Origin of the sequence: Collinsella sp. TF06-26, from assembly GCF_002232035.1 — a bacterium.
Taxonomy (GTDB): Bacteria; Actinomycetota; Coriobacteriia; order Coriobacteriales; family Coriobacteriaceae; genus Collinsella.
In genome coordinates, this window is the sequence record NZ_NKXR01000021.1 from 1 (window position 1) to 26050 (window position 26050).

The 26050-nt window shown below is 59.4% G+C and carries 16 protein-coding genes and 1 tRNA gene; 9 read left to right on the forward strand and 8 right to left on the reverse strand.

Features of this window, described 5'->3' with window-relative positions; translation table 11 throughout:
• Positions 1 to 154 precede the first annotated feature (154 nt).
• Positions 155 to 2329 (forward strand): hypothetical protein, encoded by a 2175-nt coding sequence (locus tag CHY22_RS09350; protein WP_089573617.1) that lies wholly within the window; start codon positions 155 to 157, stop codon positions 2327 to 2329.
• A gap of 876 nt (positions 2330 to 3205) precedes the next feature.
• Here the strand turns inward: CHY22_RS09350 and CHY22_RS09355 are convergent.
• The 4 genes from CHY22_RS09355 to CHY22_RS09370 all read right to left on the reverse strand — a co-directional run bounded on the left by CHY22_RS09355 (position 3206) and on the right by CHY22_RS09370 (position 7955).
• Positions 3206 to 3280 (reverse strand) — tRNA-Gln (locus CHY22_RS09355).
• A 38-nt stretch (positions 3281 to 3318) separates the two neighbouring features.
• The gene (locus tag CHY22_RS09360) at positions 3319 to 4224 is read right to left on the reverse strand and encodes a peptidoglycan-binding protein (protein ID WP_197032236.1); all 906 of its coding nucleotides are present in this window, start codon (positions 4222 to 4224) and stop codon (positions 3319 to 3321) included.
• 139 nt (positions 4225 to 4363) lie between these two features.
• Positions 4364 to 5377 (reverse strand): polyprenyl synthetase family protein, encoded by a 1014-nt coding sequence (locus CHY22_RS09365; protein ID WP_089573618.1) that lies wholly within the window; start codon positions 5375 to 5377, stop codon positions 4364 to 4366.
• A gap of 127 nt (positions 5378 to 5504) precedes the next feature.
• Positions 5505 to 7955 (reverse strand): PTS transporter subunit EIIC, encoded by a 2451-nt coding sequence (locus CHY22_RS09370; RefSeq protein ID WP_089573619.1) that lies wholly within the window; start codon positions 7953 to 7955, stop codon positions 5505 to 5507.
• 224 nt (positions 7956 to 8179) lie between these two features.
• On the opposite strand from CHY22_RS09370, the gene CHY22_RS09375 reads away from it, so the two are divergent.
• From CHY22_RS09375 to ugpC, 5 genes are all read left to right on the forward strand, one after another.
• A complete protein-coding gene (locus CHY22_RS09375; RefSeq protein ID WP_089573620.1) occupies positions 8180 to 8899 on the forward strand; it encodes a GntR family transcriptional regulator in 720 nt (239 codons plus the stop codon).
• 306 nt (positions 8900 to 9205) lie between these two features.
• Positions 9206 to 10522 (forward strand): ABC transporter substrate-binding protein, encoded by a 1317-nt coding sequence (locus CHY22_RS09380; RefSeq protein ID WP_055252173.1) that lies wholly within the window; start codon positions 9206 to 9208, stop codon positions 10520 to 10522.
• A gap of 88 nt (positions 10523 to 10610) precedes the next feature.
• Positions 10611 to 11465 carry a sugar ABC transporter permease gene (locus CHY22_RS09385; RefSeq protein WP_055252174.1) on the forward strand — a complete coding sequence of 285 codons (855 nt, stop codon included), beginning with the start codon at positions 10611 to 10613 and terminating at the stop codon, positions 11463 to 11465.
• Positions 11465 to 12304 (forward strand): carbohydrate ABC transporter permease, encoded by an 840-nt coding sequence (locus CHY22_RS09390; RefSeq protein ID WP_089573621.1) that lies wholly within the window; start codon positions 11465 to 11467, stop codon positions 12302 to 12304. Before CHY22_RS09385 ends, CHY22_RS09390 begins: the two co-directional genes overlap by 1 nt.
• Before the next feature lie 68 nt (positions 12305 to 12372).
• Positions 12373 to 13572 (forward strand): sn-glycerol-3-phosphate ABC transporter ATP-binding protein UgpC, encoded by a 1200-nt coding sequence (gene ugpC, locus CHY22_RS09395; protein ID WP_089573622.1) that lies wholly within the window; start codon positions 12373 to 12375, stop codon positions 13570 to 13572.
• A 612-nt stretch (positions 13573 to 14184) separates the two neighbouring features.
• On the opposite strand, the gene glgP is transcribed toward ugpC, so the two are convergent.
• The 3 genes from glgP to galE form a co-directional block, all read right to left on the reverse strand.
• Complete coding sequence (gene glgP / locus CHY22_RS09400; protein WP_118256845.1) at positions 14185 to 16452, reverse strand: glycogen/starch/alpha-glucan family phosphorylase; 2268 nt, start codon at positions 16450 to 16452, stop codon at positions 14185 to 14187.
• A 129-nt stretch (positions 16453 to 16581) separates the two neighbouring features.
• Positions 16582 to 18099 (reverse strand): 4-alpha-glucanotransferase, encoded by a 1518-nt coding sequence (gene malQ, locus CHY22_RS09405; protein WP_233502855.1) that lies wholly within the window; start codon positions 18097 to 18099, stop codon positions 16582 to 16584.
• A 210-nt stretch (positions 18100 to 18309) separates the two neighbouring features.
• A complete protein-coding gene (gene galE / locus CHY22_RS09410) occupies positions 18310 to 19371 on the reverse strand; it encodes a UDP-glucose 4-epimerase GalE (protein WP_006235870.1) in 1062 nt (353 codons plus the stop codon).
• Positions 19372 to 19637: 266 nt separating this feature from the next.
• Here galE and CHY22_RS09415 point away from each other — a divergent pair, with 266 nt between their 5' ends.
• On the forward strand, positions 19638 to 20843 hold the full coding sequence (locus tag CHY22_RS09415; protein ID WP_089573625.1) for a hypothetical protein: 1206 nt from the start codon (positions 19638 to 19640) through the stop codon (positions 20841 to 20843).
• A 223-nt stretch (positions 20844 to 21066) separates the two neighbouring features.
• Here the strand turns inward: CHY22_RS09415 and murB are convergent, their stop codons facing one another.
• A complete protein-coding gene (gene murB / locus CHY22_RS09420; protein ID WP_089573626.1) occupies positions 21067 to 22029 on the reverse strand; it encodes a UDP-N-acetylmuramate dehydrogenase in 963 nt (320 codons plus the stop codon).
• A 183-nt stretch (positions 22030 to 22212) separates the two neighbouring features.
• Here murB and CHY22_RS09425 point away from each other — a divergent pair, with 183 nt between their 5' ends.
• On the forward strand, positions 22213 to 23241 hold the full coding sequence (locus CHY22_RS09425) for a LacI family DNA-binding transcriptional regulator (protein WP_089573627.1): 1029 nt from the start codon (positions 22213 to 22215) through the stop codon (positions 23239 to 23241).
• 203 nt (positions 23242 to 23444) lie between these two features.
• Positions 23445 to 25973, forward strand: coding sequence for a phosphoketolase family protein (locus CHY22_RS09430; protein WP_089573628.1), 2529 nt, complete (start codon positions 23445 to 23447; stop codon positions 25971 to 25973).
• Positions 25974 to 26050: the final 77 nt, after the last annotated feature.

Sequence of the window (26050 nt, forward strand, 5' to 3'; positions counted from 1 at the left end):
CCGTGGGTTATACCCTAAGAGCAAACCACCCTTTTTAAGGGTGGTTCTGATTGTGAGAACAGGTGGTGCAAGGGCGTTCTCGCAGATGTTTTGCGTGGATAGGCTCGTGCGTTGTACCATATGGACGTATATGTGTGCATATGAAAGGGGCCCCGTGGCCAAGACGGTATATTCCGATAATCAAAACAATGTCGATGCCCTGGCTGAGCGTCTGAGCAGCCAGACATCGCTTTCTGCCGAGCGTGCCAAGCTGGTTGCCTACGACCTGCTTTGCCGCAAGGCGCTCAAGATTAAGTCGAGTGCGCTGGCGCAGATTTTCCGCTCCGTCGATAAGGAGTGCGACACCAAGGCGATGCGCGATGAGCTTATCGCGGCAAATATCGTGACCAAGATCGAGGGTAGTGGCATTAACGGGCGCCCGGCGTTCTATACCATCAATGCCGAGATCCGCGATGCCCAGGAGCAACCTGCCGAGTCCGTCGAAGATTTTGTCGTCGAGGATTCCGCTGACGTGCCTGCTGTGGAAGAAGTTGCTCCGCGTGAGCATGTCGATACCGATGAGTTGCTCGATGAGAACGTTGTGCGTGCCTTTACGGCCAAGGCAGGACGCGGCGGTTTTGGCGGGGGCGGCAAGCGCGATGCACAGCGCCGCGCCCAGCAGGAGCGCTTCCGTCGCGCCGTTGCTCGAAAGGGCGAGACGGATGCCGAGGCTGTTGAGACCGAGGTTGCTGCCGAGTCGCAGAAGCCCACGAAGGAGCAAAAGCCCGCGGAGGCCCAAGAGCCCAAGCGCCGCCGCGGTGCTCACTTTAAGGCTGCACAGCAGGGTGCCGCGCGTGAGGTCGAAGAGTCTTCTGAGGTTGCAGACGATGTTGAGGAGTCTGCCAAGAAGGCTCCGGGTTCGTGTCGTCCCGGCCGCGGTTTTGCGGGACGCGCGTATCCCGTAAAGCGTCAGGAGAAGGGCGAGTCGGTTTCGACCACCCAGGACGAGAAGGCCGTTGAGCCGGCGGCTCGCGAGCAAAAGCCTGTTGAGCCGCAGCTTGAGGCTGATGCCGAGGCCAAGGGCGAGCAGCCTACTGATGGGCAGACGGAGCAGGGCGCGTCGAGCAGGCCTCGCCGCCGTCGCCATCGCGGGGGTCGCAGTTCCCGTGCCGAGACTGCAGCCGAGAAGACCACGCCGCAGGACGAGGATGCGAAGGCCGAGGTTTCTTCGGGGCAGCCTAAGCGCCAGCCGGCGAAGGAGAGCAAGTCCGATCGTCCGCAGAAGCAGGCGTCTATGCCGAAGCGCGAGCGCAATTCCCAAGGCGATTCTAAGCGCAGGTCTCAGAAGAAGCCGGAGTCTGCCGCAGCAGATGCTGCTGCCCAGCAGCCCGAGTCGGCCGTCCACGGCGAGGTATCGGCGTTTGCCCTTGCCCGCGTTTTAGGCAGGCAGCTGCTCAAAGTTGTCCCTACGCCTACGGCGCTCTCTAAGATCAAGGAGCAGCAGACACAGATCGTAAAGGTCGAGGGCAAGGACGGCAAAAAGGCTCCGCAGCGCACTCAGCACAACGAGATGTCCAACCGCAAGATTGCCGAGGAAATCGCAATCATCCAGGCTTGGATCGAGCAAAACCGAGGTGCCGATACGCCGGTTGCCTCGCGCCGCCAGCGTGCCTACCAGATTTTTAACGACGAGAAGGCTTTTGACGGCAAGCACGGCGAGCGTCTAATTCGGCGTATGACCGAAAAGGGCATCAGCATGCAGGCGATTAAGGTCGCCCCCAACCGCCCCGTGCACTTTACGGGTTTCTTTACGCTGGGCGCCGATAAGCCGTTCATTATGGTCGAGAACCTGGACACCTATGACGAGATCGTCAAGCTCCTGCGCGGCCGCAAGCACGCTAAGCTCTTTGGCATCAAGGTGGGCGGCGTGATTTTTGGCGGCGGATGCAAGGCGAGCGTCTCGCATGCCCTGGACGATTATCTGGCTGAGATCGGCTATCGCTTTAACTACGTCTACTACGTGGGCGATATCGACCGCGAGGGCGCGCGCATCGTCGAGCAGGCTCGCAATGCCAATGTGGTTGAGATTCGCCTGCATGCCGGCATGTACCGCGCCATGCTCGCCGAGCATAAGCGTCGCGTGAAGGCTGGCGGCGAGTGCGAGCCCGCGGCTGCCAACCAGGGCGTGCCGCAGAACTTGGCGGCGACGATCAAGGATCTGCCCATGGTCACGCGCGTGCAGTTCCGCAATGTGCTGCGCGAGGGCGGGCGCATTCCGCAGGAGATTCTGATGACCGCCGACTATCGGGATGGCGACTCGGGAAGCTTCGACCGCATGCTGAACAACTAAATTCCGCCGGCCCCGGGAGAGCGGGGACACCGGCTTAGGTTTCCTGCTCTACAGTCCTGCTCACGACGGAGGCCACATTAAGTGGCCTCCTGTTCGTGCGGAACTCGCGATAAACCTAAGCCGGTGTCCCCGCTCTCCCGGGGCCTGTCGTGGCTTGGCCGTTGCATGCGGCTCGCTTTTCGGAACGGGGCTGACGGACACGTTCCGAAATCTACCACCGTCGCTGTGCAGGGTGTCTATAAAGAGCCGTGGCCAAAAAACATCAAATATGAGTACTGATACTCATTTAGTAGCAGTAATTTTGACCACATTTAAGGTGATTTGACGTGTCGATCGAGCAGATAAGCTGCCGTATCTCCTCAAGTGTTCATTAAAGGAAGACCTTGATGCGAATAAATCTCATTAAGATCTTCTTTTATTAACGAAAATAATGTAGCTACAACGGTGACAGTACTCATATTTGCCGTTTTTTGGCCACAGTCCTTCGGAGGGTCCTCGAAAATAGTCCCGAGCCGGCACTTGGGGACGTTCCTATAATGCCGGCACTTAGGAGCGTCCCCAAGTGCCGACACCGCGTCTGCCTGCGGCGGCCGCGCCCCGCTGCATCGCTCCGCACCCTTGCGGGTTCGAATCCCTCCGCTTGGCGGCGTTGGCTCGATTTGCTTGACGTGAGGGGCTCTTGGCTGGTGTGGGACGGAGGGATTCCGCGTCCGCCTGGTCGGCGGCCGCGCCCCGCTGCGTCGCTTCGCTCCTTGCGTACTGCGCTGGAAAACGCTTCGCGTTTCCTCAGCTCCGCACCCTTGCGGGTTCGAATTCCTCCGCTTGCCCACAAGAAAGCGCCCTGGGCCGTTATGGGCTTAGGGCGCTCAGTTTTAATGGCTGGGACGGAGGGATTCGAACCCGCAACAGCCGGCACCAAAAACCGGAGTTCTACCGTTGAACTACGTCCCAATGTGTGGTGTTGCCCAAAAGCAACTCGTCTAGTTTACCTAATCTGCGAGGGCATCGCAAACGCCGTCGAGTAGGCGTACGGCGAGCGTCTGCGCGTCGCTGGCCGTGAAGGTGCCGTTGTAGCGCGTCATGCCCGTGAGCTCAATGCGAATGCGAGCCGGCTTCTGCTGCGCGGCGACATTGGCGGTGCGGATGCGCTGGGCCAGGTTGTGGCACTCGGCGAGGGCAATCGTGGCGCGTGGCGCGGCGTCGGCGGGCAGCTCGTCGCTTGCGATCTCGAGCACCAGGTCAACGTCGGTTGGGACCTCGGAGTCGCAGAGCATCATGCCGCTGTTGTCGGTCGTTGCCGTGGCGATGTTCCACATGCGCGAAGCAACGCTGCGTGCGATGGGGTCCTCACCGATAACGGCGATCTGGAAGCGCTCGAGCACGTTGGCGGCGCGAGCAAAACCGATGCGGGACTCGGCTTCGGTGACCGAGGGCTTGCCCTCCCACACATGATGCAGGCGGTTGATGTAGGCGTAGGTGTCCTGGAAGGCCATGCCGTCGGCAAACAGGCCGACATTTTCCTGGAACTGCTGCAGGGCGGCCTCGGTATGCGGACCAAAGTAGCCGTCGTCTTCGCCACAGGCAAAGCCCAAAACGTTGAGAGCGCGCTGCAGGGCCTGCACATCGGCGCCATGGAAATTGGGCATGCGCAGATACAGGGTGCGGTCGCCCAGCTTATACGAGGCGTCGACCAGGGCGCTCCAACAGGGGATATCGACGGCATGACCGGCAGCAAGGCCACTGTCGAGCCTGAAGGTGCTGACGGCCTGCTCGGTGGTGGTGCCAAAGCGCTTGTCGGCGACCTCGTCGGCATCGATGGTGTAACCGAGCTGCAGAAGGCGGGACTGAACATCCTCGACGGCTGCTCCCTGCATGCCCGTGGTAATAGGTTCCATGAACGAACCCCTTTCGGCGTACGATTCGTACTATTTTGAGCGCGTGTCGGATAGACAACGCGAGACAATGCATAAACATGCACTCAACAGTGTAGCAACTTGTACCCAAACTCGCTGCCCACAGGTTTTATGACCCCCGCTAGTTAAGACGCTCCACAAAGAAATCTGCCATTGAGAGGAAGAGCTCGCGCGCATGCGGGTCGAGCTCGACGCCTTCGATAGCGGCCTTGGCCTTAGCGGTCAGGTCGAGCGCATAGGTGTGGGCGTAATCGATGGAGCCGGTCTCCTGGAAGATCTCCACGGCGCGTGCGAGCTGCGCAGGGTCCTCGGTGCCCGAGGAAAGGATTGCCTCGATCTCGTCGTGATAGCGCTCGTCTGACAGGGCATGCACGGCAACGAGGGTGCGCTTGCCCTCGGTGATATCGGTGCGGAAGTCCTTGTTGGCGGCCTCCTTGGTGCCGATCAAGTTGAGCAGGTCGTCTTGAATCTGGAAGGCAAGGCCCGTGTGCAGCCCAAAGGCGCGCAGTGCCTCAATCTGCTCTTCGCTGCCGCCGCCGATAATGGCTCCGGCGGCAAGCGGCGTCGCTCCGCTGTAGTACGCGGTCTTGTGCGTCGCCATGTCCAGATAATCGTCGACCGAAATGTCAAAGCGCCCGTCGCGGACCCAGCCCAGGTCGAGCGCCTGGCCCTCGATGGTACGGACGATCATTTCGGTAAGCTCGTGGAGCACGCGAAGCTTCACGTCTGCGTTGAGTGTGGGGTCGTCGAGAACCGTCTTGGTGACCATGGTGAGCGCCAGGTCACCGCAGTTGATGGCAAGACCGGTGCCCTCGGTAAGGTGCATGCAGGGCTTGCCGCGACGAATCTGCCCGTTGTCGGCGATGTCGTCGTGGATGAGTGCGCCCGACTGAAAGTGCTCGATGGCCGCCGCTGCGCTGCGGGCGCTCTCAAAGCTGCCGCCTACCGCAGTGGCGGCGAGCATGCAGATGAGCGGGCGGTGGCGCTTGCCAGCGTTTGCCGTAAATGCCGAGAGCGGGGTATACAGGTAGCGCTCGATATCGGCGGAAGTCGCCTGTCCGTCAAAGAACGTGGCCAGATAGTCGTTAATCTGGTCAAAGTGCTGGGCTAAAAAGCTGGTAAACGGACTGGACACGGGTTCTCGCATTCTTTGATAGGTTGCATCGTTGCATTATGCAGACAACATATTGCCACATTAGGGCGTCGAGCGCGGCGGTTGAAGACGATTGGTCCATGCGGCCGCAAGTGCGGTAGGGGCTTGGCTAGATAAGCCCAAAGTGTTCGAGCGCGGTGACGACGCCGTCGTGGTCGATGCTGTCGGTGACATAGTCGGCCTTTTCCTTGAGGAAGTCCGGCGCATTGCCCATGGCGATACCGACATCGACGGCGTTCATCAGCGAGACGTCATTGCTGGCGTCGCCGATGCCGTATACGGTTCCGTGGTGGGGATCGAGGGCGTCGAGTACGGACTGGATACCCTCGCGCTTGGTGCATTCGCGAGGCGAAATCTCGGTCACTTCGAGCTCGAGCTCGTTAAAGCAGAACAGCGGCTCAAACGCTTGATCCTGAGCGATGCGGTTGGCAAGCGACGTGGACATTAAGATCTTGTAGGCGCTGTAATGTTGCAGCTGCGTAATTGCATCGCCCACGGTGCGGGCGTATCCGGGGGCGTCGGGCGCATCGGCACTCATGCGAACGACGCCATTGAGTCCCTCAAAACGAATCACTTCGTCCGATTGCTCAAGAATGGGAGCAAGGCGCTGCAGCATGCCGGGCGTCATCGCCAAATCGCGAATCACGTGTCCCTCAAGTTCGACATAGCCACCCGCGAGGCAGACGATGCCGGCCCAGGGCAGCTCGAGCAGCTTTGGATGGATGCAGCTCAGCGTGCGCCCTGTGCAGATAAACGCCATATTGCCCTTGGCGACAAAATCACGGATGGCTTGCGAGACCGCTTCATTGGGATAGGGGGAGAGGTCTCGCTCGCTCTCGGGAAGCTCTTGTGCCACTCGAGGGTCTTGCCAGGCGAGTGTTCCATCGATATCGAAGAAGCAGATATCGCCGCGCTTATGGGCTGCGCTGGCGGAAGGGGAGGCCGAGGTGGTGGGCACAAATCCCGGCTCGAGGCCCATGATCTGGTCAAAATGCTCTTTAACGCGGGGAACGGAGATGCCAATAATCACCTGGGCGGTCTTGCCCGTAATGATGAGGCCCTTGGCGCCCACCGCGACAAACGACGCATTATCTGCAACGATGGAAGGGTCTGCGACCTCGACGCGCAGGCGCGTGGCGCAGTTGGTTGCGCCCACGATATTGCCAACGCCACCTAAAAGCTGAATTACCCGCTCGGCGAGGACGTGATCTTGATCGGATTGAATACCGACCTCGCCATTGGGAGATTGCTCTTTGGCAAAGCCGCTTCCCGTTAAACGATCGATTGCCGCGCGATTGGAGACATGATCCTCGCGGCCCGGCGTCTTAAGGTCATAGACCAAGATGAGTGCTCGAAAACTAACAAAAAAGATGAGGCTAAAGGCAAGACCGATACCGAGCGCCAAAAGGTAGGAGCCGGCATGCATTCGCATGAGTGGGATGAAGTTGAAGGCCGTCATTTCCATGAGACCGCCCGAGAAGATGCCGACGATGCCAAAGAAGTTCATGGTCATGGCAAGGCAGGAGGACAGGACGGCGTAGAGCAAAAAGAGTCCGGGATAGGTGAACATAAAGAGAAACTCGAGCGGCTCGGTGACGCCGCAGACCACCGAGGCGACGATGGCGGGCAAAAGGATGACCTTAAGGCCGGCGCGGCGTTCGGGTTTGGCGGTGAAATAGAATGCTGCCGCGATGGCGGGAAGGCCAAAGAGCTTGCCCCAGCCGGTGGCGGTAAAACCCGCCCAGGGCGCAAGTTCATTTAAAGGGCGCGTGCTATGGGAGAGAATGGGGAGCAGGTTGGTCCACGTGGCGTAAATACCGTCGTGAATGACCAGATTGTCGTAATAGATGGGCATATAGAGCAGATGGTGCAGCCCCATGGGCTCGAGCGCTCGCTCCAAAAACACAAAGATGCCCACGCCGAAGGGGCCGACGCCCGCAAGTGCGTGGCGCAGCGTTTCGGTCACAGCGTATGCGAAGGGCACGATGGCGGCCGAGATGGCGGCAAGGGCAAACACGGCAAAAAAGCTGATGAGGTAGACCAGCGAGGAACCCGAGAAGGTGCCGAGCCAATCGGGAACCTTGGCATCGTAGAAGCGGTCATGGATGGCGACGACGGTTGCCGACACCGCCAGCGGGCCGATAATGCCGGTGTCGAGCGTCTTGATGCCGTCGATGACGGTGATGCCGCTGGCGGGGGTTAAAGACGACGGGTACTTAAGTCCAAGGTTGTCGCCGCTCAGCTTAATGATCTCGCTCAAAAAGAAACAGTAGGCAAAATAGGCTACGAGCGCCTCGAGGCAGCAGCGTGCCGGTTGCTTTTGGGCAAGACCGATAGGCAGCGCTACGGCAAAAAGGAGCGGGAGACGTTTAAAGACCGTCCACGAGCCGCGCTGGATGATGGTCCAGAAAACGTACCAAGGGGTTCCGTATACGGCGAGATCGCCGACGATGTCTACGGTCGTGGCGAGGGCGGAGATGCCGACCATGAGGCCTGATATAGAAAACAGCATGGCGGGCGCGAACATGGCTCCGCCAAAACGTTGGATTTTCTGCAGCATAATATGCCTTCCGGATGCAACATGCTGTGCGAGCAAGAACGTTTAAACAATGAACTCATTGTAGAGGACTGGCTGCTTGCCGCATTGACGGTTTTGATTCGGTCCGATTTGGGTTTCGGGGGAACCGTCGACGGTAAATAATCCGTGCTTTACCGATAATCGGTTTAAACAACTTTAAGAAATGCTATCGTGCCTAGCCATACATATTCATTAGAGGTGAAATCATGCCAAAAGCGATTTACGAAGGAATCTACCGCGAGATCCGTTCGCGCATCATTAACGGGACCTATGCGTTTCAGGAGATGCTGCCAACCGAAGCCGAGCTGACCGCGGAGTTTGGCTGCACGCGCAATACCGTTCGACGCGCCTTGAGCATGCTGGCCGACCAGATGTTTGTGCAGCCTATACACGGTAAGGGCGTGCGCGTTATTTGGCTTAAGGGCGAAACCGACATGCTGGGCGCACTCGAAGAGGTTGAGTCGTTTGGCGAGTTCGCAAAACGCAACAATGCCGTCGCATCGACCGAGGTCAAGTCTTTTGAACATTTGATTTGCACTGAGCAACTCTCTCGCCGCCTGGGCTTTAAGGTGGGCGAGGAGCTGATTCGCGTAGTGCGTGTCCGAAGCCTCAACGGCAGCGCGCGCCAAGTGGACCATGGCTACTTTTTGGCGTCGGTCGCCAAGGGCCTGACCCCCGAGATCGCGGCGGATTCTATCTACGGCTATCTGGAGCACAAGCGCGGCGTCAAAGTGATGGCGAGCCGTCGTACGGTGAGTGTCGAGCTCGCCAACGATGAGGACTGCAGCTACTTGGACCTTGGCAAGTACAACTGCGTCGCCGTTATGGAGAGCCAGTCGTACACCTCGGACGGCATCTTGTTCGAGGTCACGCATGCCCGCACACACCCCGAGATCTTCCATTACCGCGTCAATTCCAAGCGATAGCCGGCTAGCTCGCAGCCTGACGAGACTCATGCCCTCAAAGCGAAAACGCCCGGTCAAACCGACGATGCATCGGCTTGATCGGGCGTTTTCTCTGCATTCGATAACAAATAATTGTTTATACAAAACTTGTCAAGTATCAAGTCGAAATTACCGTTCACCGAAGTTTTTCTACCGCTCTAGTAATACTTGTTCAAACAACTAGCCAAATAGCGTATTGTACAAATCAGCAAAAGGGGCAAAGTCCCCGAGCCAATCTCCGAAGGCGGCGGCAAAGGGTGCCGCCACGGTGTGAAAGGGTGGATTGTAATGAAGAACGAAATGAGCAGAAGGCAGTTCCTGGGCTTTGCTGGTTCCGCGGCTGCGGTTCTTGGTCTGGGTCTCGTGGGCTGCGGTGGTTCTGCCGGCTCCGGCTCCTCTGCTTCTGGTGACGCTGCCGAGGTCTACTTCCTCCAGTTCAAGCCCGAGGTCGACAAGGAGTGGAAGGAGATCGCCAAGGCGTACAAGAAGGAGAAGGGCGTCGAGGTCAAGATCGTGACCGCCGCCTCCAACACCTACGAGGAGAAGCTCAAGTCCGAGATGTCCAAGAGCTCCGCTCCGACGCTGTTCCAGGTCAACGGCCCCACCGGCCTTAAGAACTGGAAGGACTACTGCGCCGATCTTTCCGACACCAAGCTCCGCGGCGAGCTCATCGACGACTCCCTGGCGCTGCAGTCCGACGGCAAGGATCTGGGTATCGACTGGGTTCAGGAGAGCTACGGCATCATTTACAACAAGGAGCTCCTCGAGAAGGCCGGCTACAAGGCCGAGGACATCAACTCCTTCGACAAGCTGAAGGCTTGCGCCGATGACATCCAGGCCCGCAAGGACGAGCTCGGCGTTGACGGTGCCTTCACTTCCGCCGGTATGGATGACTCCTCCAGCTGGCGCTACACCACGCACCTCGCCAACCTCCCGCTCTACTACGAGTTCGAGAAGGAGCACAATCAGGAGGACGACGAGATCAAGGGCGAGTATCTCGACAACTTTAAGCAGATCTTCGACCTGTATATCACCGACTCCACCTGCGATCCTTCGCAGCTCGCCTCCAAGACCGGTGACGACGCCACCAACGAGTTCGCAACCGGCAAGGCCGTCTTCTACCAGAACGGCTCTTGGGCCTACGCCGACCTCACCAAGGCCGGTATGACCGACGACCAGCTCGGCATGCTGCCGATCTACATCGGCGTCGATGGCGAGGAGAACCAGGGCCTGTGCTCCGGCGGCGAGAACTACTGGTGCGTCAGCTCCCAGGCTTCCGAGGATGCCCAGAAGGCCACCGAGGACTTCATGTATTGGTGCGTCACTTCTGACACCGCCACCAGCATCATCGCTGACAAGATGGGTCTGACCGCCCCGTTCAAGAGCGCTAAGGAGACCACCAACGTCTTCTCGCAGCAGGCCGTTGCTATGGCCAAGGACGGCAAGAAGACCGTCGCTTGGGACTTCGTTTACATCCCCTCTGAGGAGTGGAAGAAGAACCTCAAGCAGGCTCTCATCGCTTATGCTGCCGACAACACCAAGTGGGACGGCGTCAAGAACGCCTTCGTCGATGGCTGGAAGACCGAGAAGGCTGCTTCCGAGTAAGCAGTTGCTGCCCAAGCTATCTGATTAGCGACAGGGGGCGGGCAGACGTAGGTTTGCCCGCCCCCTGCATATATGAAAGGACCCTTCTATGGGCAAAGCACTCAAGCGCTGGTGGCCGCTCTTTATGCTGCCCACGTGCCTGGCGTTTATGATCGGGTTCGTGATTCCCTTTATCCAGGGTTTCTATCTCTCGTTCTGCCAGTTTATTACCATCAATAACGCGCACTTTGTCGGTATCGAGAACTACGTGCGCGCGCTGTCCGATCCGCAGTTCTCCACGTCGTTCTTCTTTACGGTGGCGTTTGCCTTCCTGTCGACGGTGCTCATCAACGTGATCGCGCTGGCCATCGCGCAGGCGCTCACCCGCAAAGCGCTCAAGGGCACCAACATCTTCCGTACGATCTTCTTTATGCCTAACCTGATCGGCGGCATCGTGCTGGGCTACATTTGGCAGATTCTGATCAACTGCCTGCTCTCCAACGTGGGCGCCCAGCTCATCGCCCTTAACTCTGCTGCTGGCTTCTGGGGCCTTATCATCCTGACCCTGTGGCAGCAGGTCGGCTACATGATGATCATCTACATCGCCGGTCTGCAGTCCATCCCGTCTGACTACATCGAGGCCGCCAAGGTCGATGGCGCTACGGCATGGCAGACGTTTTGGAAGGTTAAGATCCCCAACCTGATGCCGACCATCACCATCTGCCTGTTCCTGTCCATCACCAACGGCTTTAAGCTGTTCGACCAGAACCTCGCCCTTACCGGTGGCGCCCCGGCGCACTCCACCGAGATGCTCGCCCTGAACATCTACAACACGTTCTATTCGCGTGCTGGCATCGCATGGCAGGGCATCGGTCAGGCCAAGGCAGTTATCTTCTGCATCCTGGTTGTCGCTATTTCTATGATCCAGCTTAAGGCCACGAGGTCCAAGGAGGTGCAGCAGTAATGAAACGCGATAAGGCTATTAACCGCGCGCTCTCGATCTTCTTTACGATTCTGTCGCTCGCGTGGATCTACCCTGTGTTCATGATTGCGCTCAATTCCTTTAAGAAGGGGACCGCAATCAGCACCACCACGGCGTTCGATCTGCTCACGCCCGAGACGTTCAACGGCCTCGCAAACTACGTGCACGCTCTTAACGAGCAGGGCTTTGCCTCGGCGTTTATGTACTCGCTCATCATCACAGTCACGTCGGTCGTGCTGATTCTGGTGTGCTGCTCCATGTGCGCTTGGTACGTGGTTCGTGTCAACAACAAGATCTCGAACTTCTTCTATTACCTGTTCGTGTTCTCGATGGTCGTACCGTTCCAGATGCTGATGTTCACGCTGTCCAATTTGGCGGACCGCATCGGCTTTAATACGCCGTTCAACATCTGCTTTATCTATCTGGGCTTTGGCGCGGGCCTGGCGGTCTTTATGTTCGCCGGCTTTGTAAAGAACATCCCGCTCGAGATCGAGGAGGCGGCCATGATTGACGGCTGCAACCCGGTTCAGGTGTTCTTTAAGATCGTTCTCCCCATCATGAAGCCCACCTATCTTTCGGTCGGCATCCTCGAGACCATGTGGGTCTGGAATGACTACCTGCTGCCCTACCTTACGCTCGACTCCACCAAGTACAAGACCATTCCTATTTTGATCCAGTACTTCCGCGGCGGCTATGGCCACGTCGAGCTCGGCCCCATGATGGCCTGCATCATGATGGTCGTTGTCCCCATCGTCATCATGTACATCTTCTGCCAGAAGTACATCATCGACGGTGTGGTGGCAGGTGCCGTCAAGGGCTGATGCCGTAACTGTTTTGCAAGTTTTGGCGGCGCCCCTCAGCGCGGCGCCGCGTATCGAAAGGTAGAGACATGGCCGAGATCGTTCTCAAACATGTTCAGAAGGTGTATCCCAACAACGAGTCAAAAAAGAAGGGCTTCTTTGGCAAAAAGAAGAAGACCGAGGAGAAGAAGCACAACCTCAAGGTTACCGAGGACGGTGTGCTCGCTGTAGAGGACTTCAACCTCACCGTTCACGACCAGGAGTTCATCGTCCTCGTTGGCCCCTCTGGCTGCGGTAAGTCCACGACGATGCGCATGGTCGCCGGCCTAGAGGACATCACCTCCGGCGATGTGCTCATCGACGGCAAGCGCGTCAACGACGTGGCGCCCAAGGACCGCGACATCGCCATGGTGTTCCAGAGCTACGCTCTGTACCCCAATATGACGGTGTACGAGAACATGGCATTTACGCTCGAGCTCAAGAAGGTCCCCAAGGACGAGATCGACCGCAAGGTTCGCTCCGCTGCCGAGATCCTGGGCATTACCGAGTATCTCGACCGTAAGCCTAAGGCACTCTCTGGCGGTCAGCGTCAGCGTGTCGCTATCGGCCGCGCCATCGTGCGTGATCCTAAGGTCTTCCTGATGGACGAGCCGCTGTCCAACTTGGACGCCAAGCTGCGTAACCAGATGCGTGCCGAGCTCATCAAGCTGCGCCACGAGATCAAGGGCACGTTCATCTACGTCACCCACGACCAGACCGAGGCCATGACCCTCGGCGATCGTATCGTGGTCATGAAGGACGGCGTCGTCCAGCAGATCGCCACCCCGCAGGAGGTCTTCAACCATCCCGCGAACATCTTCGTCGCCGGCTTCATTGGCGTGCCGCAGATGAACTTCTTCGATGCCCAGCTGGTGCGCTCGGGCAACGGCTTTACCGTCAAGACCGAGGATATGGACGTGGCGCTCGCTCCCGAGACCTGCGCTCAGCTTGCTCTCAACTGGGATGGCGGCGACGTGAAGGAGATCACGGCCGGCGTGCGCCCCGAGCAGATTCTGCTTGCCGACAAGGGCGAGGAGGGCGCGCTCCAGGGTACCGTCGAGGTGACCGAGCTCATGGGTTCGACCGAGCATGTCCACGTGACCGCTCCCGATGGCCAGTTCGTCCTGATCATTCCCGTTGTCGACCTTGAGGCCAAGGGTGCGCTCAAGGCGGGCGATTCCATCTGGTTCAAGTTCGAGAAGAACGCGACCCATCTCTTCGATAAGGTGTCTGGCAAGAACCTTATCTAGGCCCGGTGCATCCAGGCCCTCCCTTTGGGCGACTGCGGTATTGCCATCCTTTTGCCGCGGTCACATATAAGGCTCCTCTCCCGTCCACTGGGCGAGAGGGGAGCCTTTCTTTGTGCCGGGGCTGTCTGGCGGACTGTCTCAATCTGTAACAGGACGAGGGCCAAAGTCGGTCTAGGTGTTACAGATTGAGACATTGCTGAGCCGTCTGCCCTTCTGTCTCAATCCATAACAATTGGAGGGTCGAATGGGGCCTAGATGTTACAGATTGAGATGAAACTTTTCGTTATTTCGAACTGTCTCAATCCATAACATGAAGGACGGTTTTTGGCGGCTGACTGTTACAGATAAAGATTGTTTTTAGCTGGCTTATCCGTTTGTCTCATCCTGTAACAGTTAGACCCGATTCCGGCGGTTATCTGTTACAGATCGAGACAGTTCATCGGGGCAATTCTGTTTGTCTCGATCTGTAACAGATAGGCCCAATTCTGCCGGGTAGATGTTACAGATTGAGAGTGTCTGGAAGAGGCGGACCGCAGGCCAACACGCGGGCACAAAAAACGGAGCCGTGTTACCACGACTCCGTTTTCAAGAGGATGGGTAAAGAAAATGAAATTAGCTCAGGTGCCAAATCTCGTCGTTGTACTGGGAAATCGTGCGGTCGGATGAGAAGGTGCCGGCATTGGCGATGTTGATCAGCGCCTTACGCATCCAGACATCCTGGTCCTCGTAGTCTGCTAGCACGCGCTCCTTGGTCTGGATGTACTCCTCGATGTCGAGCAGGGCCATAAACCAGTCCTTGCCCTTGATGTCGTCGTGCAGGCGCTGCAGACGCTCGGCGTTGCCGGTCGCCATAAAGGCGGGGTTGGTGATGAAGTCCACCAGCAGCTTGATGCCGGGCTTGCGGTAGAGCGCACCGGCGTTGTAGGTGCCGTCGGCGTAGAGCTGCTCGACCTGCTTGGATGAGGCGCCAAAGGTATAGATGTTCTCGTCGCCCACGAGCTCGGCAATCTCCACGTTGGCACCGTCGAGCGTGCACAGGGTTAGGGCGCCGTTGAGCATGAACTTCATGTTGGAGGTGCCGCTCGCCTCCTTGGAGGCCAGGCTGATCTGCTCGGAGATGTCAGCGGCGGGGATCACGCGCTCGGCAGCAGTGACGTTGTAGTTCTCGATCATGACAACCTGCAGGTAGGGAGCCACGTCGGGGTCGTTTGCAATCCACTGCGACAGCGTCAGGATCAGATGGATGATGTCCTGCGCGATAGTGTAGGCAGGGGCCGCCTTGCCGCCAAAGATGATGGTGACGGGGTGCTTAGGCTTATTGCCGTTCTTGATGTCGAGATACTTCCAGATGATGTAGAGCGCGAGCATCTGCTGGCGCTTGTACTCGTGGATACGCTTGACCTGAACATCGATGATGGCGTTGGATGGGATCGTCACGCCCTGTTCGAGCGCCATGAACTGGCGCATGATGGCCTTGGCCTCGGTCTTGGTGGCGGCCAGGCGCTCAAGAACATTCTTGTCGTCGGCGAACTTGGCGAGTTTGCTCAGATCGCCGGTGCTGCGCCAGTCGGTGCCGATCACATCGTCGAGCAGGCTGGCGAGCGCGGGGTTGGCCCCATGGATCCAGCGGCGGAAGGTGATGCCGTTGGTCTTGTTGGAGAACTTCTCGGGATAGATCTCGTAGAACGGATGAAGCTCGGTGTCCTCCAGAATCTTGGTGTGGAGGGCGGCTACACCGTTGATGGAGAAGCCAAAGTGGATGTCCATGTGGGCCATGTGGACGGTGTCGTGCTCGTCAATGATGGCGACGCGCGGGTCATCGTGCTCGGCTTTCGCGATCTCATCGAGCTTGACGATAATGTCGGCGATGGCAGGGGAGACCTTCTGCAGGCTGACGAGCGGCCACTTTTCGAGCGCCTCGGCAAGAATCGTGTGGTTAGTGTAGGCGACCATGGAGCGTACGATGGTCACGGCCTCGTCAAACTCGATGCCATGCTCGGTGGTGAGCAAGCGAATGAGCTCGGGGATGACCATGGTGGGGTGCGTGTCGTTAATTTGGACCACGGCGTAGTCGGCCAGATCGTGCAGGTTGCTGCCGCGCTCGATGGCCTCGTCGATCAGGAGCTGGGCGGCGTTGCTCACCATGAAGTATTCCTGGTAGATGCGAAGCAGGCGGCCCTGCTCGTCGGAATCGTCGGGGTAGAGGAACAAGGTGAGGTTCTTGGCGATCTCTGTCTTGTCGAAGTCGATGGAGCTGCCGGGGACCAGGCCGTCGTCGACGCTCGCCAGGTCGAACAGGCGCAGGCGGTTCTTGGTGGGCTGGCCGTAACCGGGCACGTCGATGTTGACGAGCTTGGAGGTAACGGCAAAATCGCCGAACTCGACGGTGTAGGAGCGGTCGTCGTCGACTAGGATGTCCTGCTCACCGAGCCACTCGTCGGGGACGGCCTTCTGCTGGTTGTCGACAAAGCGCTGACGGAACAGGCCGTAGTGATAGTTGAGGCCCACGCCATCGCCGGTCAAGCCCAGCGTGGCGATGGAATCCAGGAAGCATGCGGCCAGGCGGCCCAGGCCGCCGTTGCCGAGCGACGGCTCGACCTCGAACTCCTCGATCTTGTTGAGGTCGTGGCCTGCGGCGGTGAGCTGGTCCTTAACCTCGTCGTAGATGCCGAGGTCGATCATGTTGTTGATGAGCAGCTTGCCGATCAAAAATTCGGCGGAAATGTAATAGAGCTTTTTCTTGCCGTTGTTGAGCGGGCAGGCGGCGGAGCGCTCCTGCACGAGTTTGACCAGCAGCTTGTAAATGCGACGGTCGTCGAGCTGCTCGAGCGAGGTGCCAAAAGACTGCTCGGCGAGTTCCATGAGGTTAATTTGGGGCATGTTTTCTCCTGTGATGGGTTGTTTCATGTCTGCAATTCATAAGAAGCCCGCGCGAGGGGATTGGGGTGGCCTCGCGCGGGAAAAAGCAAGCGCGTCCGCACGGTGGGGAGGGGTCGGGCGCGGTAGCTCCTATTGAGGAAGCTCGATTTCGGCTTCCGACGGGATGCGGAAGTAGGTCTCGGTCCAGTCGGTGAGTTTGTGCTCGAGCTCGCGGGTGATGGCGCCGTCGAGCATGCGCCAGGTCCAGTTGCCGCCCAGCGTGGCAGGGGTGTTGATGCGCGCCTCGTTGCCCAAGTTGAGCAGGTCCTGCATGGTGTAGATGCACGTGTCGCTCACGCTGGCTGCGATGGTTCGGTTGAGCGCGTCGGCGATGGGTTCGCCGGCCTGCTGATGGGTGTACAGGGCTGTCTGCTCGCGCTGACGCGGGGTAGCCGTTCCTTCAAACCAGCCGCGTGCCGTCTCGTTGTCGTGAGTGCCCACGTAGGCGACGGTGTTGGCAATGTAGTTGTGCGGCAGGTAGTACGAGTTGGTGCCCTCAAAGGCAAACTGCAGGATCTTCATGCCGGGGAAGCCCGAGTTGTCGCGCATATCGATGACGCCGGGGGTGAGGAAGCCCAGGTCCTCGGCGATGATGGGCAGCGTGCCGAGCTTTTCCTCGAGTGTCTTGAAGAGCTTGAGGCCGGGACCCTGCGTCCACGAACCGTAGGACGAATCAGGCGAGGAGAACGGCACCTCCCAATAGGCCTCGAAGCCGCGGAAGTGATCCAGGCGGATGACGTCGTACATGTCGAGGGCGGCGCGAATGCGGCCCTCCCACCAGGAGAAGCCGTCGGCCTCCATGGCGTCCCAGTCGTAGATGGGGTTGCCCCAGTACTGGCCGGTGGCCGAGAACTGGTCGGGCGGCGTGCCGGCGACGCTCACGGGATTGCCGGCGGCGTCGATCTTAAAGAGCTCAGGTGTCGCCCACATCTCGACGGAGTCACGCGAGACATAGATGGGCAGGTCGCCGATGATGAGAATGTCGCGCTCGTTGGCATAGGCCTTGAGGCGGCTCCACTGGCGATCGAAGAAGTACTGCGTCATCTGGTGGTAGAGCATACGCGCCGGATGGTCGGCGCAGACCTTGGCGGAAGCCTCGCCGCGGGTGCGGAGCTCCGCGGGCCACTCCCAAAACGCCTTGAGACCGCACTCCTCTTTGACGGTCATGAACTCACAGTAGGGGATGAGCCAGTCCTCGTTGGCCTGGATAAAGTCATCGAAATCGGCCGGCTTGTCGGCAGCAAAGCGCTCGGCGGCGCGGTCGAGAATCTGACGGCGGCCGCCAAAGATAGCACCGTAGTCGACATTGCTGGGGTCGGATCCCAGATACACGCCATCGATATCGCGCTGCTCCAGATACCCTGCCTCGATAAGCTCGGCAAAGTCGATAAAGTTGGGGTTGCCTGCGCGGGCCGAGAACGACTGATAAGGCGAATCGCCATAGCTGGTCGTCGTAAGGGGCAGAATCTGCCAGTAATGTTGTTTGCACGAGGCGAGAAAATCGACGAAGTCGTAGGCATTCCAGCCAAAGCCGCCGATTCCGTATGGTCCGGGCAGAGATGAGACGGGCATGAGGACGCCGCTTGCACGCTCCATGAATGCGCTCACCAACCTTCTTGTTGTGGGGTCGGCCTGCCGATGGGTGTGCAGTCCGCCTCCGATGTTCTGATTCGATACGCCTATTGTAAAACATGTTGTTTAAACATGTACAGGCAAGATAAAAAAGTTGGTCGATTTTCGGCGAATGGCTACATGCCATGAAAAAAAGCCCCGACCTCACAACGTGAGATCGGGGCAAGAACGGTATGTAGGTTTTTGCTACTCGGCGTCGGCGAAGCCGTTGGGGTTGTGGCTCTGCCAGTTCCAGCTATCGCGGCACATGTCCGCGATGTCGTACTGGGCCTTCCAGCCCATCATGCGCTCGGCCTTGGAGGCATCGCACCAGTTGGCAGCGATGTCGCCGGCGCGGCGCTCGCGGATCACGTAGGGCAGCTCCTTGCCACAAGCCTTGGAGAAGGCGGCGACGACCTCGAGTACCGAGGTGCCGGTGCCGGTGCCCAGGTTAAAGATCTCGACGCCGGTCTTGCCGTTCATCCAGTTAAGGGCGGCAACGTGACCAGAGGCCAGATCGCACACGTGGATGTAGTCGCGCACGCCGGTGCCGTCGGGGGTGGGGTAGTCGTTGCCAAAGACCTGAACGGCCTCGAGCTTGCCCACGGCGACCTGGGCGACATAGGGCACCAGGTTGTTGGGGATGCCCTTGGGGTCCTCGCCGATCAGGCCCGACGGATGAGCGCCGATGGGGTTGAAGTAACGGAGCAGCACGACGTCCCACTCGGGGTCGGCGGTGTGGACGTCCATAAGGATCTGCTCGATCATCCACTTGGTCCAGCCATAGGGGTTGGTTGCGGGCTTCTTGGGGTCTTCCTCGGTGACGGGCGGGTTGTCCGGGTCGCCGTAGACGGTCGAGGAGCTCGAGAAGATGATGGACTTGCAACCATGGTTGCGCATGACGTCGATGAGCACCAGGGTGTTCTCGATGTTGTTGTGGTAGTACTCGACGGGCTTGCTCACCGACTCGCCGACGGCCTTAAAGCCGGCAAAGTGGATGACACGGTCGATCTGATGGGTATCGAAGATCTTGTTCATCGCATCGCGGTCGAGCACGTTGGCCTCGTAGAAGGTGAGGTTCTTGGCGGCCTCGTCGCCCACGATGGTCTTGACGCGGTCGACGGCGACGGCGCTGGAGTTGGAGAGATCATCGACGATGACGACCTGGTAGCCACCCTCGAGCAGCTGAACGACGGTGTGCGAGCCGATAAAGCCGGCGCCACCGGTAACGAGGACGCAGGTGTCTTTGGGGTCGAGTGCTTTGGACATGTAGTCTCCTATCGAATCAGGAACACTTCTAGAGGGGAGTATAGCGCAGGCGGGGACGCCCAAATGGTGCACTGTAGGAAAAGCAGAGGATTATGTTAACGTACTCATATAAGAGCTTGCTCAATTGTTACCTCAAATTTGACAATTGCTTACGAGCCGCCGACCTTGTAGTTTCCTGCCGTTCGTGGAAATCGTTGGGACGCGCCATATGTACGCTAATATGTATGAGTTGAGCGACATATAAATAAGCATGTAACGGAGTACATATGTCACCAAACAGCGATTCCATCCTTTCCCAGGAGCTCTCGCGCCGCACTGCCCTTAAGGCCCTGTTCGGCGCCGCTTCTGCGGCAGTTCTTTTTGGCCTGCCCACTCGCGCCCATGCGGCGGAGGCTTCCAAAGAAACCACCGATAAATTGAATGCCGCCCAGGCCCAACTCGACGAGGTTCAGGCCCAGCTCGACAGCATCGCAAATGAGTATGCGGCGCTGGCCAACAAGAATGCCCAGACCCTCAACGACATCGAGAATGTCCAGGGCAAGATTGACGACACGCAGGCCCAGATCGATGAAAAGAAGGCCGAGCTCAAGAAGAAGCGCAACGACCTTTCCAATCGCGTGGCCGCCAGCTACAAGTCCGGCGGTACGAACATCCTGTCGCTGCTGCTGGCCTCTGGCTCGTTTGAGGAACTCGTCGCCAACGCGCATTACGTTGAGAAGATCAACAAGAGCGACCGCGATGCCATCGAGGATATCCAGACGATTCAGGCTGAGCTCGACGCACAGAAGACCGAGCTCGAATCACAAAAGGCCGACCTGGAGAAGCTCAAGGACCAGCAGACGGCTCAGATGCAGGATATGCAGGCCAAGCAGCAAGAAGTCCAGACCGTGCTGAACGGTCTTTCCGACGACGTCAAGGAGCTCATGGCTCAGCGCGATTCCGAGATTCTCGCTGCCGCCCAGGCCGAGGAGGCCGCTAGGAAGGCCGCCGCTGCCGCGGCCGCCGCGAACAAGAACAATTCCTACTCGGGTGGTTCGAGCTCGGGCGGTGGATCGTATGCGCCCGGAACTCCGCAGCAGAATGCCGGCTCGGGCAAGCAGCAGGCCGTCGTCAACGCGTGCTACTCCACGCCTTCGCCGGGTCAGAACTGGTGCGCGGCGTGGGTTACCAATGTCTTCCGCAATGCCGGCGTGGGCTATTTTGGCGGCAACGCGTGCGACATGTTCAACGCCTGGTGCTATAGCTCCGACCGCTCGGCGCTGCAGGTGGGCATGATCGTGGCCGATTCCTCGCACAGCGGCACGGGTGCTCCGGGCCTTATCTACGGTCATGTGGGTATCTACGTTGGCGGCGGCATCGTTATGAGCAACGAGGGTGCCATTACATCGAAGTCGCTCGATTCGTTCATTAGCTTTTATGGTACTGGCTCTGGCGTGCGTTGGGGCTGGCTTGGCGGTATTGCGCTGTCGTAAAGCCGACTGGGCCGCGTGCCCGCCCGCAATATATTTGATTGTCTGCTCGGGCAGTCCTGCGCAAGACGAAGGCCACATTAAGTGGCCTTCTTTGCGTGCGGAACTCGCGATCAATCAAATATATTGCGGGCGGGCACGCGGCCCTCTCGGGTTCGGGGCGCTACGCACCGGATTGGTTGTCTGAATAAAAGAAAGTGAAGGCCCCTTTCGGGGCCTTCTTTGTTTAGAGGAATTCGCCTACTCGGTGGACTTCGGGTTCGAGGTCTACGTCGAATTGGTCTTTGACGGTTGTTTGGATGTGGCGGATGAGTTCGTCGACATCGGCGGCGGTGGCGTGGTCGGCGTTGACGATGAAGCCGCAGTGCTTTTCGCTCACCTGCGCGCCGCCGATGGCGTGTCCTCGCAGGCCGGCGTCCATGATGAGCTTGCCGGCAAAGTAGCCCTCGGGGCGCTTGAAGGTGGAGCCGGCACTCGGCATGTCGAGCGGCTGCTTGTCCTCGCGGCGCTGGCGGTAGTCGTCCATGTCGGCCTTGATCATCGCGGCGTTGCCCGGGGCGAGATTGAAAGTGGCCGAAAGCACGACGAAACCGTCGTCGGCAATGCGGCTCTTGCGATAGCCCAGGTTGAGCTCATCGACATCGAACTCAATAATGCTGCCGCTACCGCGGGTGCCGTCGTCGAGCATGCGGGCGGGCTTGTAGACGCGCACGGACTCCAGCACATCGGCCATGCAAGCGCCGTATGCTCCGGCGTTCATGTAGCAGGCACCGCCGACCGATCCGGGAATGCCCGAGATGGGCTCCATGCCGGTAAGGCCGGCCTCGGCTGCCGCGGCTGCGACATCGGAAAGCAAGGCGCCGGCTGCCGCCGTGACGTGCGTGCCGTCGACCGTAATGTCGGAGAGGCCCTCGCCCAGCGCTACGACGACGCCGCGGATGCCCTTGTCGCCGACGAGCAAGTCGGAGCCGTTGCCCACGATGGTGAGTGGTAGATTGCAGCGATAGCAGGTATCGAGCGTGGCGACGAGGCCCTGCTCAGTATCGGGCGTGACAAAGACGTCGGCCGGACCGCCGATCTTAAACGTGGTGTGCTCGCGCATGGGCTCGCTCATCAGCACGTTGTCCTCGCCGGCAACGCCAGCGAGCGCGCACAGCAGGTCCTCGTTAAAAAAATCGTTCTCGTGCATACGAATATCCGCCTTTTGGTGGTCGTTGTCATCAATCGATTGCAATATACCCCACCCGGACGGATTTGGTGCGCTGGCGGCGATAAAACAGCCGTCCACCGGATTGGTAAAGTGTTTATCACCGAGGTAGAGGGGTAGTCGCTATACTTTCAAGAGATTGCGCGTAAACCCGGAAGGAGCGAGATGGCCAACAAAGTCACCCTCAAGCAGATCGCCCAGGAGGTGGGGCTTTCCCCCTCGTCGGTCTCGCTTGTTCTCAATAATCGGCCCTGTCGCATCTCGGAAGAAAACCGCAAGCTCATCAAAGAGGTCGCGGCGCGCAACCACTATGTTCCCAACCAGATTGCGCGCAGCCTGGTCATGCGCGAGTCGCGCACGCTGGGCCTTATCGTCCCTAACATCGAGAGCCGCTTTTTTGCCTCGCTCGCCGGTAGCCTGGAAAAGCGCTGCCGCGAGGACGGCTATGCGCTCTTCATTACCAGCTCGGGCGGAAGCGCCGATGACGATCTGGAGCTGCTGCGCCAGCTGGTGACGCGCGGCGTTGATGGCGTCTTCCTGGTGGTGGGTGACGAGTTCTCCGATGACCGCGCCCTGCGCGAAGAGGTCAGCCACCTGCCCATCCCGGCCGTAATGGTCGACCGTGCCATTGAGGGGCTCGAGTGCGACAAGGTGATGTTCGACCACGAGATGGGCGGCTATATGGCCACCCGCTATCTGATCGAGCAAGGCCACCGCCGTATTGCCTGCCTGGTTAATGCCCGCCGTTCCAATACGGGTCGCAAGCGACTTGCCGGCTATGAGCGCGCGCTGCGCGAGGTTGGCCTGCCGATCGACGCGCGTTTGGAGTTTGAGAGCGAGTACTACATTCCGAGCGCATACGAGGCCTCGGAGGCAGTGCTCGCAACTGACGCCACTGCCGTGTTCGCAAGCTCGGATAACATTGCCCTCGGTTTGCTCAAGCGCTTGCACGAGATGGGGAAGAGCATCCCGGGCGATATCTCGGTGGTGAGCTATGACAACTCGGCGGCCGACGTTCTCTTTGAGCCGGCACTGACCGCGATTGAGCAGGACCCTGGTGTCCTTGCGGAGCATGCTTTTGGCTGCATGTCCAAGCGTCTTGCCGGTAGGGGCGGCAGGCGTGCCGAAGAGGTCGTTCTGGAGCCGGAGCTTATCGTTAAGGACAGCGTGCTCGAGCTTACTAAACACAACTAAACACGTTTATCAATTTGTAGAGATCGAATGTGGAGCACCTGTGACAGTCAATGCCGCAGGTGAATGTCGCGTTTTGTTGATCGATGCGATTGATAAGGGGATAAAACGTTTTTTCACCATGATAAAACGTTTTAGCAAATATACTAGTCCCAACGAAAGGTTGCCGTATCGGAGGGCGACCGCACAGCGAAGGGACATAAACAATGGCTAAAACACTGGGGACGCCGTGGCAAAAGCTGGGCCACGAGGTGCCGGCTTCCGAGCTCGAGGGCGTCGACCTGTATTGGCGCGCATCGAACTATCTGTCCGTCGGTCAGATCTACCTTCGCTCTAACCCGCTAATGCGCCCCGACTTTGTCGACGAGAAAACCGGTGAGGTGCGCGACTTCGGTCGTCCGGACGTTAAGCACCGCCTGGTTGGCCACTGGGGCACCACGCCCGGCATCAACTTCCTGTTCGGTCACGTCAATCGACTGATCGCCGACCACAACCAGAATGCTATCTTCTTGATGGGCCCTGGTCACGGTGGCCCCGCCGGTACTGCTCAGTCGCTGCTCGACGGCACCTACCGCGAGATTCGCCCCGACATCACCAATGACGAGGCAGGCCTGCAGAAGTTCTTCCGCCAGTTCTCTTATCCCGGCGGCATCCCGAGCCACTTTGCGCCCGAGACGCCCGGTTCCATCCACGAGGGCGGCGAGCTCGGCTACACGCTCAGCCACGCTTACGGTGCCGTCATGGACAACCCGAGCCTGTTGGCCGTGGCCGTGGTGGGCGACGGCGAGTCCGAGACCGGCCCGCTCGCGACCTCTTGGCAATCCAACAAGCTCGTGAACCCGGTAACCGACGGTATCGTTTTGCCGATCCTGCACCTCAACGGCTACAAGATCGCCAACCCCACCATCCTCGCCCGCGTGTCCGACGAAGAGCTCACCAAGTTCTTTGAGGGCATGGGCTATAAGCCGCACTTCTTTGTCGCCGGCTTTGACGACGAGAGCCACGCAAGCATTCATGCGCGTTTCGCTGCCCTGTTTGAGCAGGTCTTCGATGAGATCTGTGACATCAAGGCAACCGCGCAGGCCCAGGCCGCCGCAGGCGAGACCGTGGTCCGCCCGGCCTACCCCATGATTGTGTTCCGCACGCCCAAGGGCTGGACCTGCCCCAAGCAGATCGACGGCAAGAAGACCGAGGACTCCTGGCGCGCGCATCAGGTGCCGCTGGCGAGTGCCAAGGACACCCACGAGCACTTCCGCGTGCTGCGCGAGTGGCTGCGTTCCTACAAGCCCGAGGAGCTCTTTACGCCCGAGGGCCAGGTGCGCCCCGAGGTGACGGCCTTTATGCCGACCGGCGAGCTGCGCATCGGCGCCAACCCCAACGCGAACGGTGGCAAGGTGCGCCGCGAGCTCGAGCTGCCCGATATTCATGCCCACGAGGTCCCCGTCGCAACTAAGGGTCATGGCTGGGGCTCTACCGAGGCCGCCCGCGTCTTTGGTGAGTACACTGCCGACGTTCTGGCCAAGAACATGGATGACTTCCGCATCTTCGGTCCCGACGAGACCGCATCCAACCGCCTGCAGGCTGCCTACAAGGTGACCAAGAAGCAGTGGGACGCTGGCTTCTACGAGGACGATGCCAACGACGAGCTGCTGGCCGGCTCCGGTAAGGTCGTCGAGCAGCTTTCCGAGCACCAGTGCGAGGGCTTCCTCGAGGCCTACGTGCTCACCGGCCGCTCCGGCGTGTGGAGCTCCTACGAGAGCTTTGTCCATGTGGTCGACTCCATGGTCAACCAGCACTGCAAGTGGCTCGAGGCTACCAAGCGCGAGATTCCGTGGCGTGCTCCCATTAGCGGCCTTAACATTTTGCTGTCGAGCCATGTCTGGCGTCAGGACCACAACGGCTTCTCGCATCAGGACCCCGGCTTTATCGACCTGCTGCTCAACAAGGCCAACGACACGCACATCGTAAACGCCTACTATCCGGCCGACGCCAACATGGCTCTCGCCGTGGCCGAGCGCGTCTACCAGTCCACTGACTGCGTCAACGCCATCTTCTGCGGCAAGCAGCCTGCTCCGACCTTCCAGACGGTCGACGAGGCCAAGGCGGAGCTCGCCGAGGGCGTTGCGACCTGGGAGTGGGCATCGACCGCCGATTCGCTCGCCGAGGCCGACGTCGTGGTCGCCACCTGCGGTGACGTGCCGACGCTTGAGGCTCTGGCTGCAACCGACATGCTGCGCGAGCTGGGCATCAAGGTATGGTTCGTCAACGTGGTCGACCTGCTCAAGATCCAGAACGTCTGCGAGAACGACCAGGCTCTCAGCGACGAGCGCTGGGCTGAGCTGTTCGGCTGCGGCGAGAAGCCCGTCTTCTTCGCGTTCCACGCCTATGCCGGCACGATTCGCCGTCTGATTTGGAACCGCCCCGGCCACGATGCCTTCCGCGTCCACGGCTACGAGGAGAAAGGTTCCACGACAACGCCGTTCGACATGCTGCGCCTGAACAGCATGGACCGCTGGGCACTGGCCGCCGACGTGCTGCGCATGGTCGACGCCGATAAGTTTGCCGAGCAGATTGATAAGTGGGAGGCATTCCGCACCGAGGCCTTTGAGTTCGCGTGCGATGAGGGCTACGACCACCCGGCCTTCACCGACTGGGTCTGGCCCGACGCCGCAGCCGCAACAGCAGCCGACGGCGCGCTCTCCGCAACGCAGATGACCGCAGGCGACAACGAGTAGGTAGGCATCCGGGACGGTCTCGCGCTGGGGCCTTGCCCGGCGGGGCGGCCTTGTTCCGGGAAGTGGGCTTCGCGAAC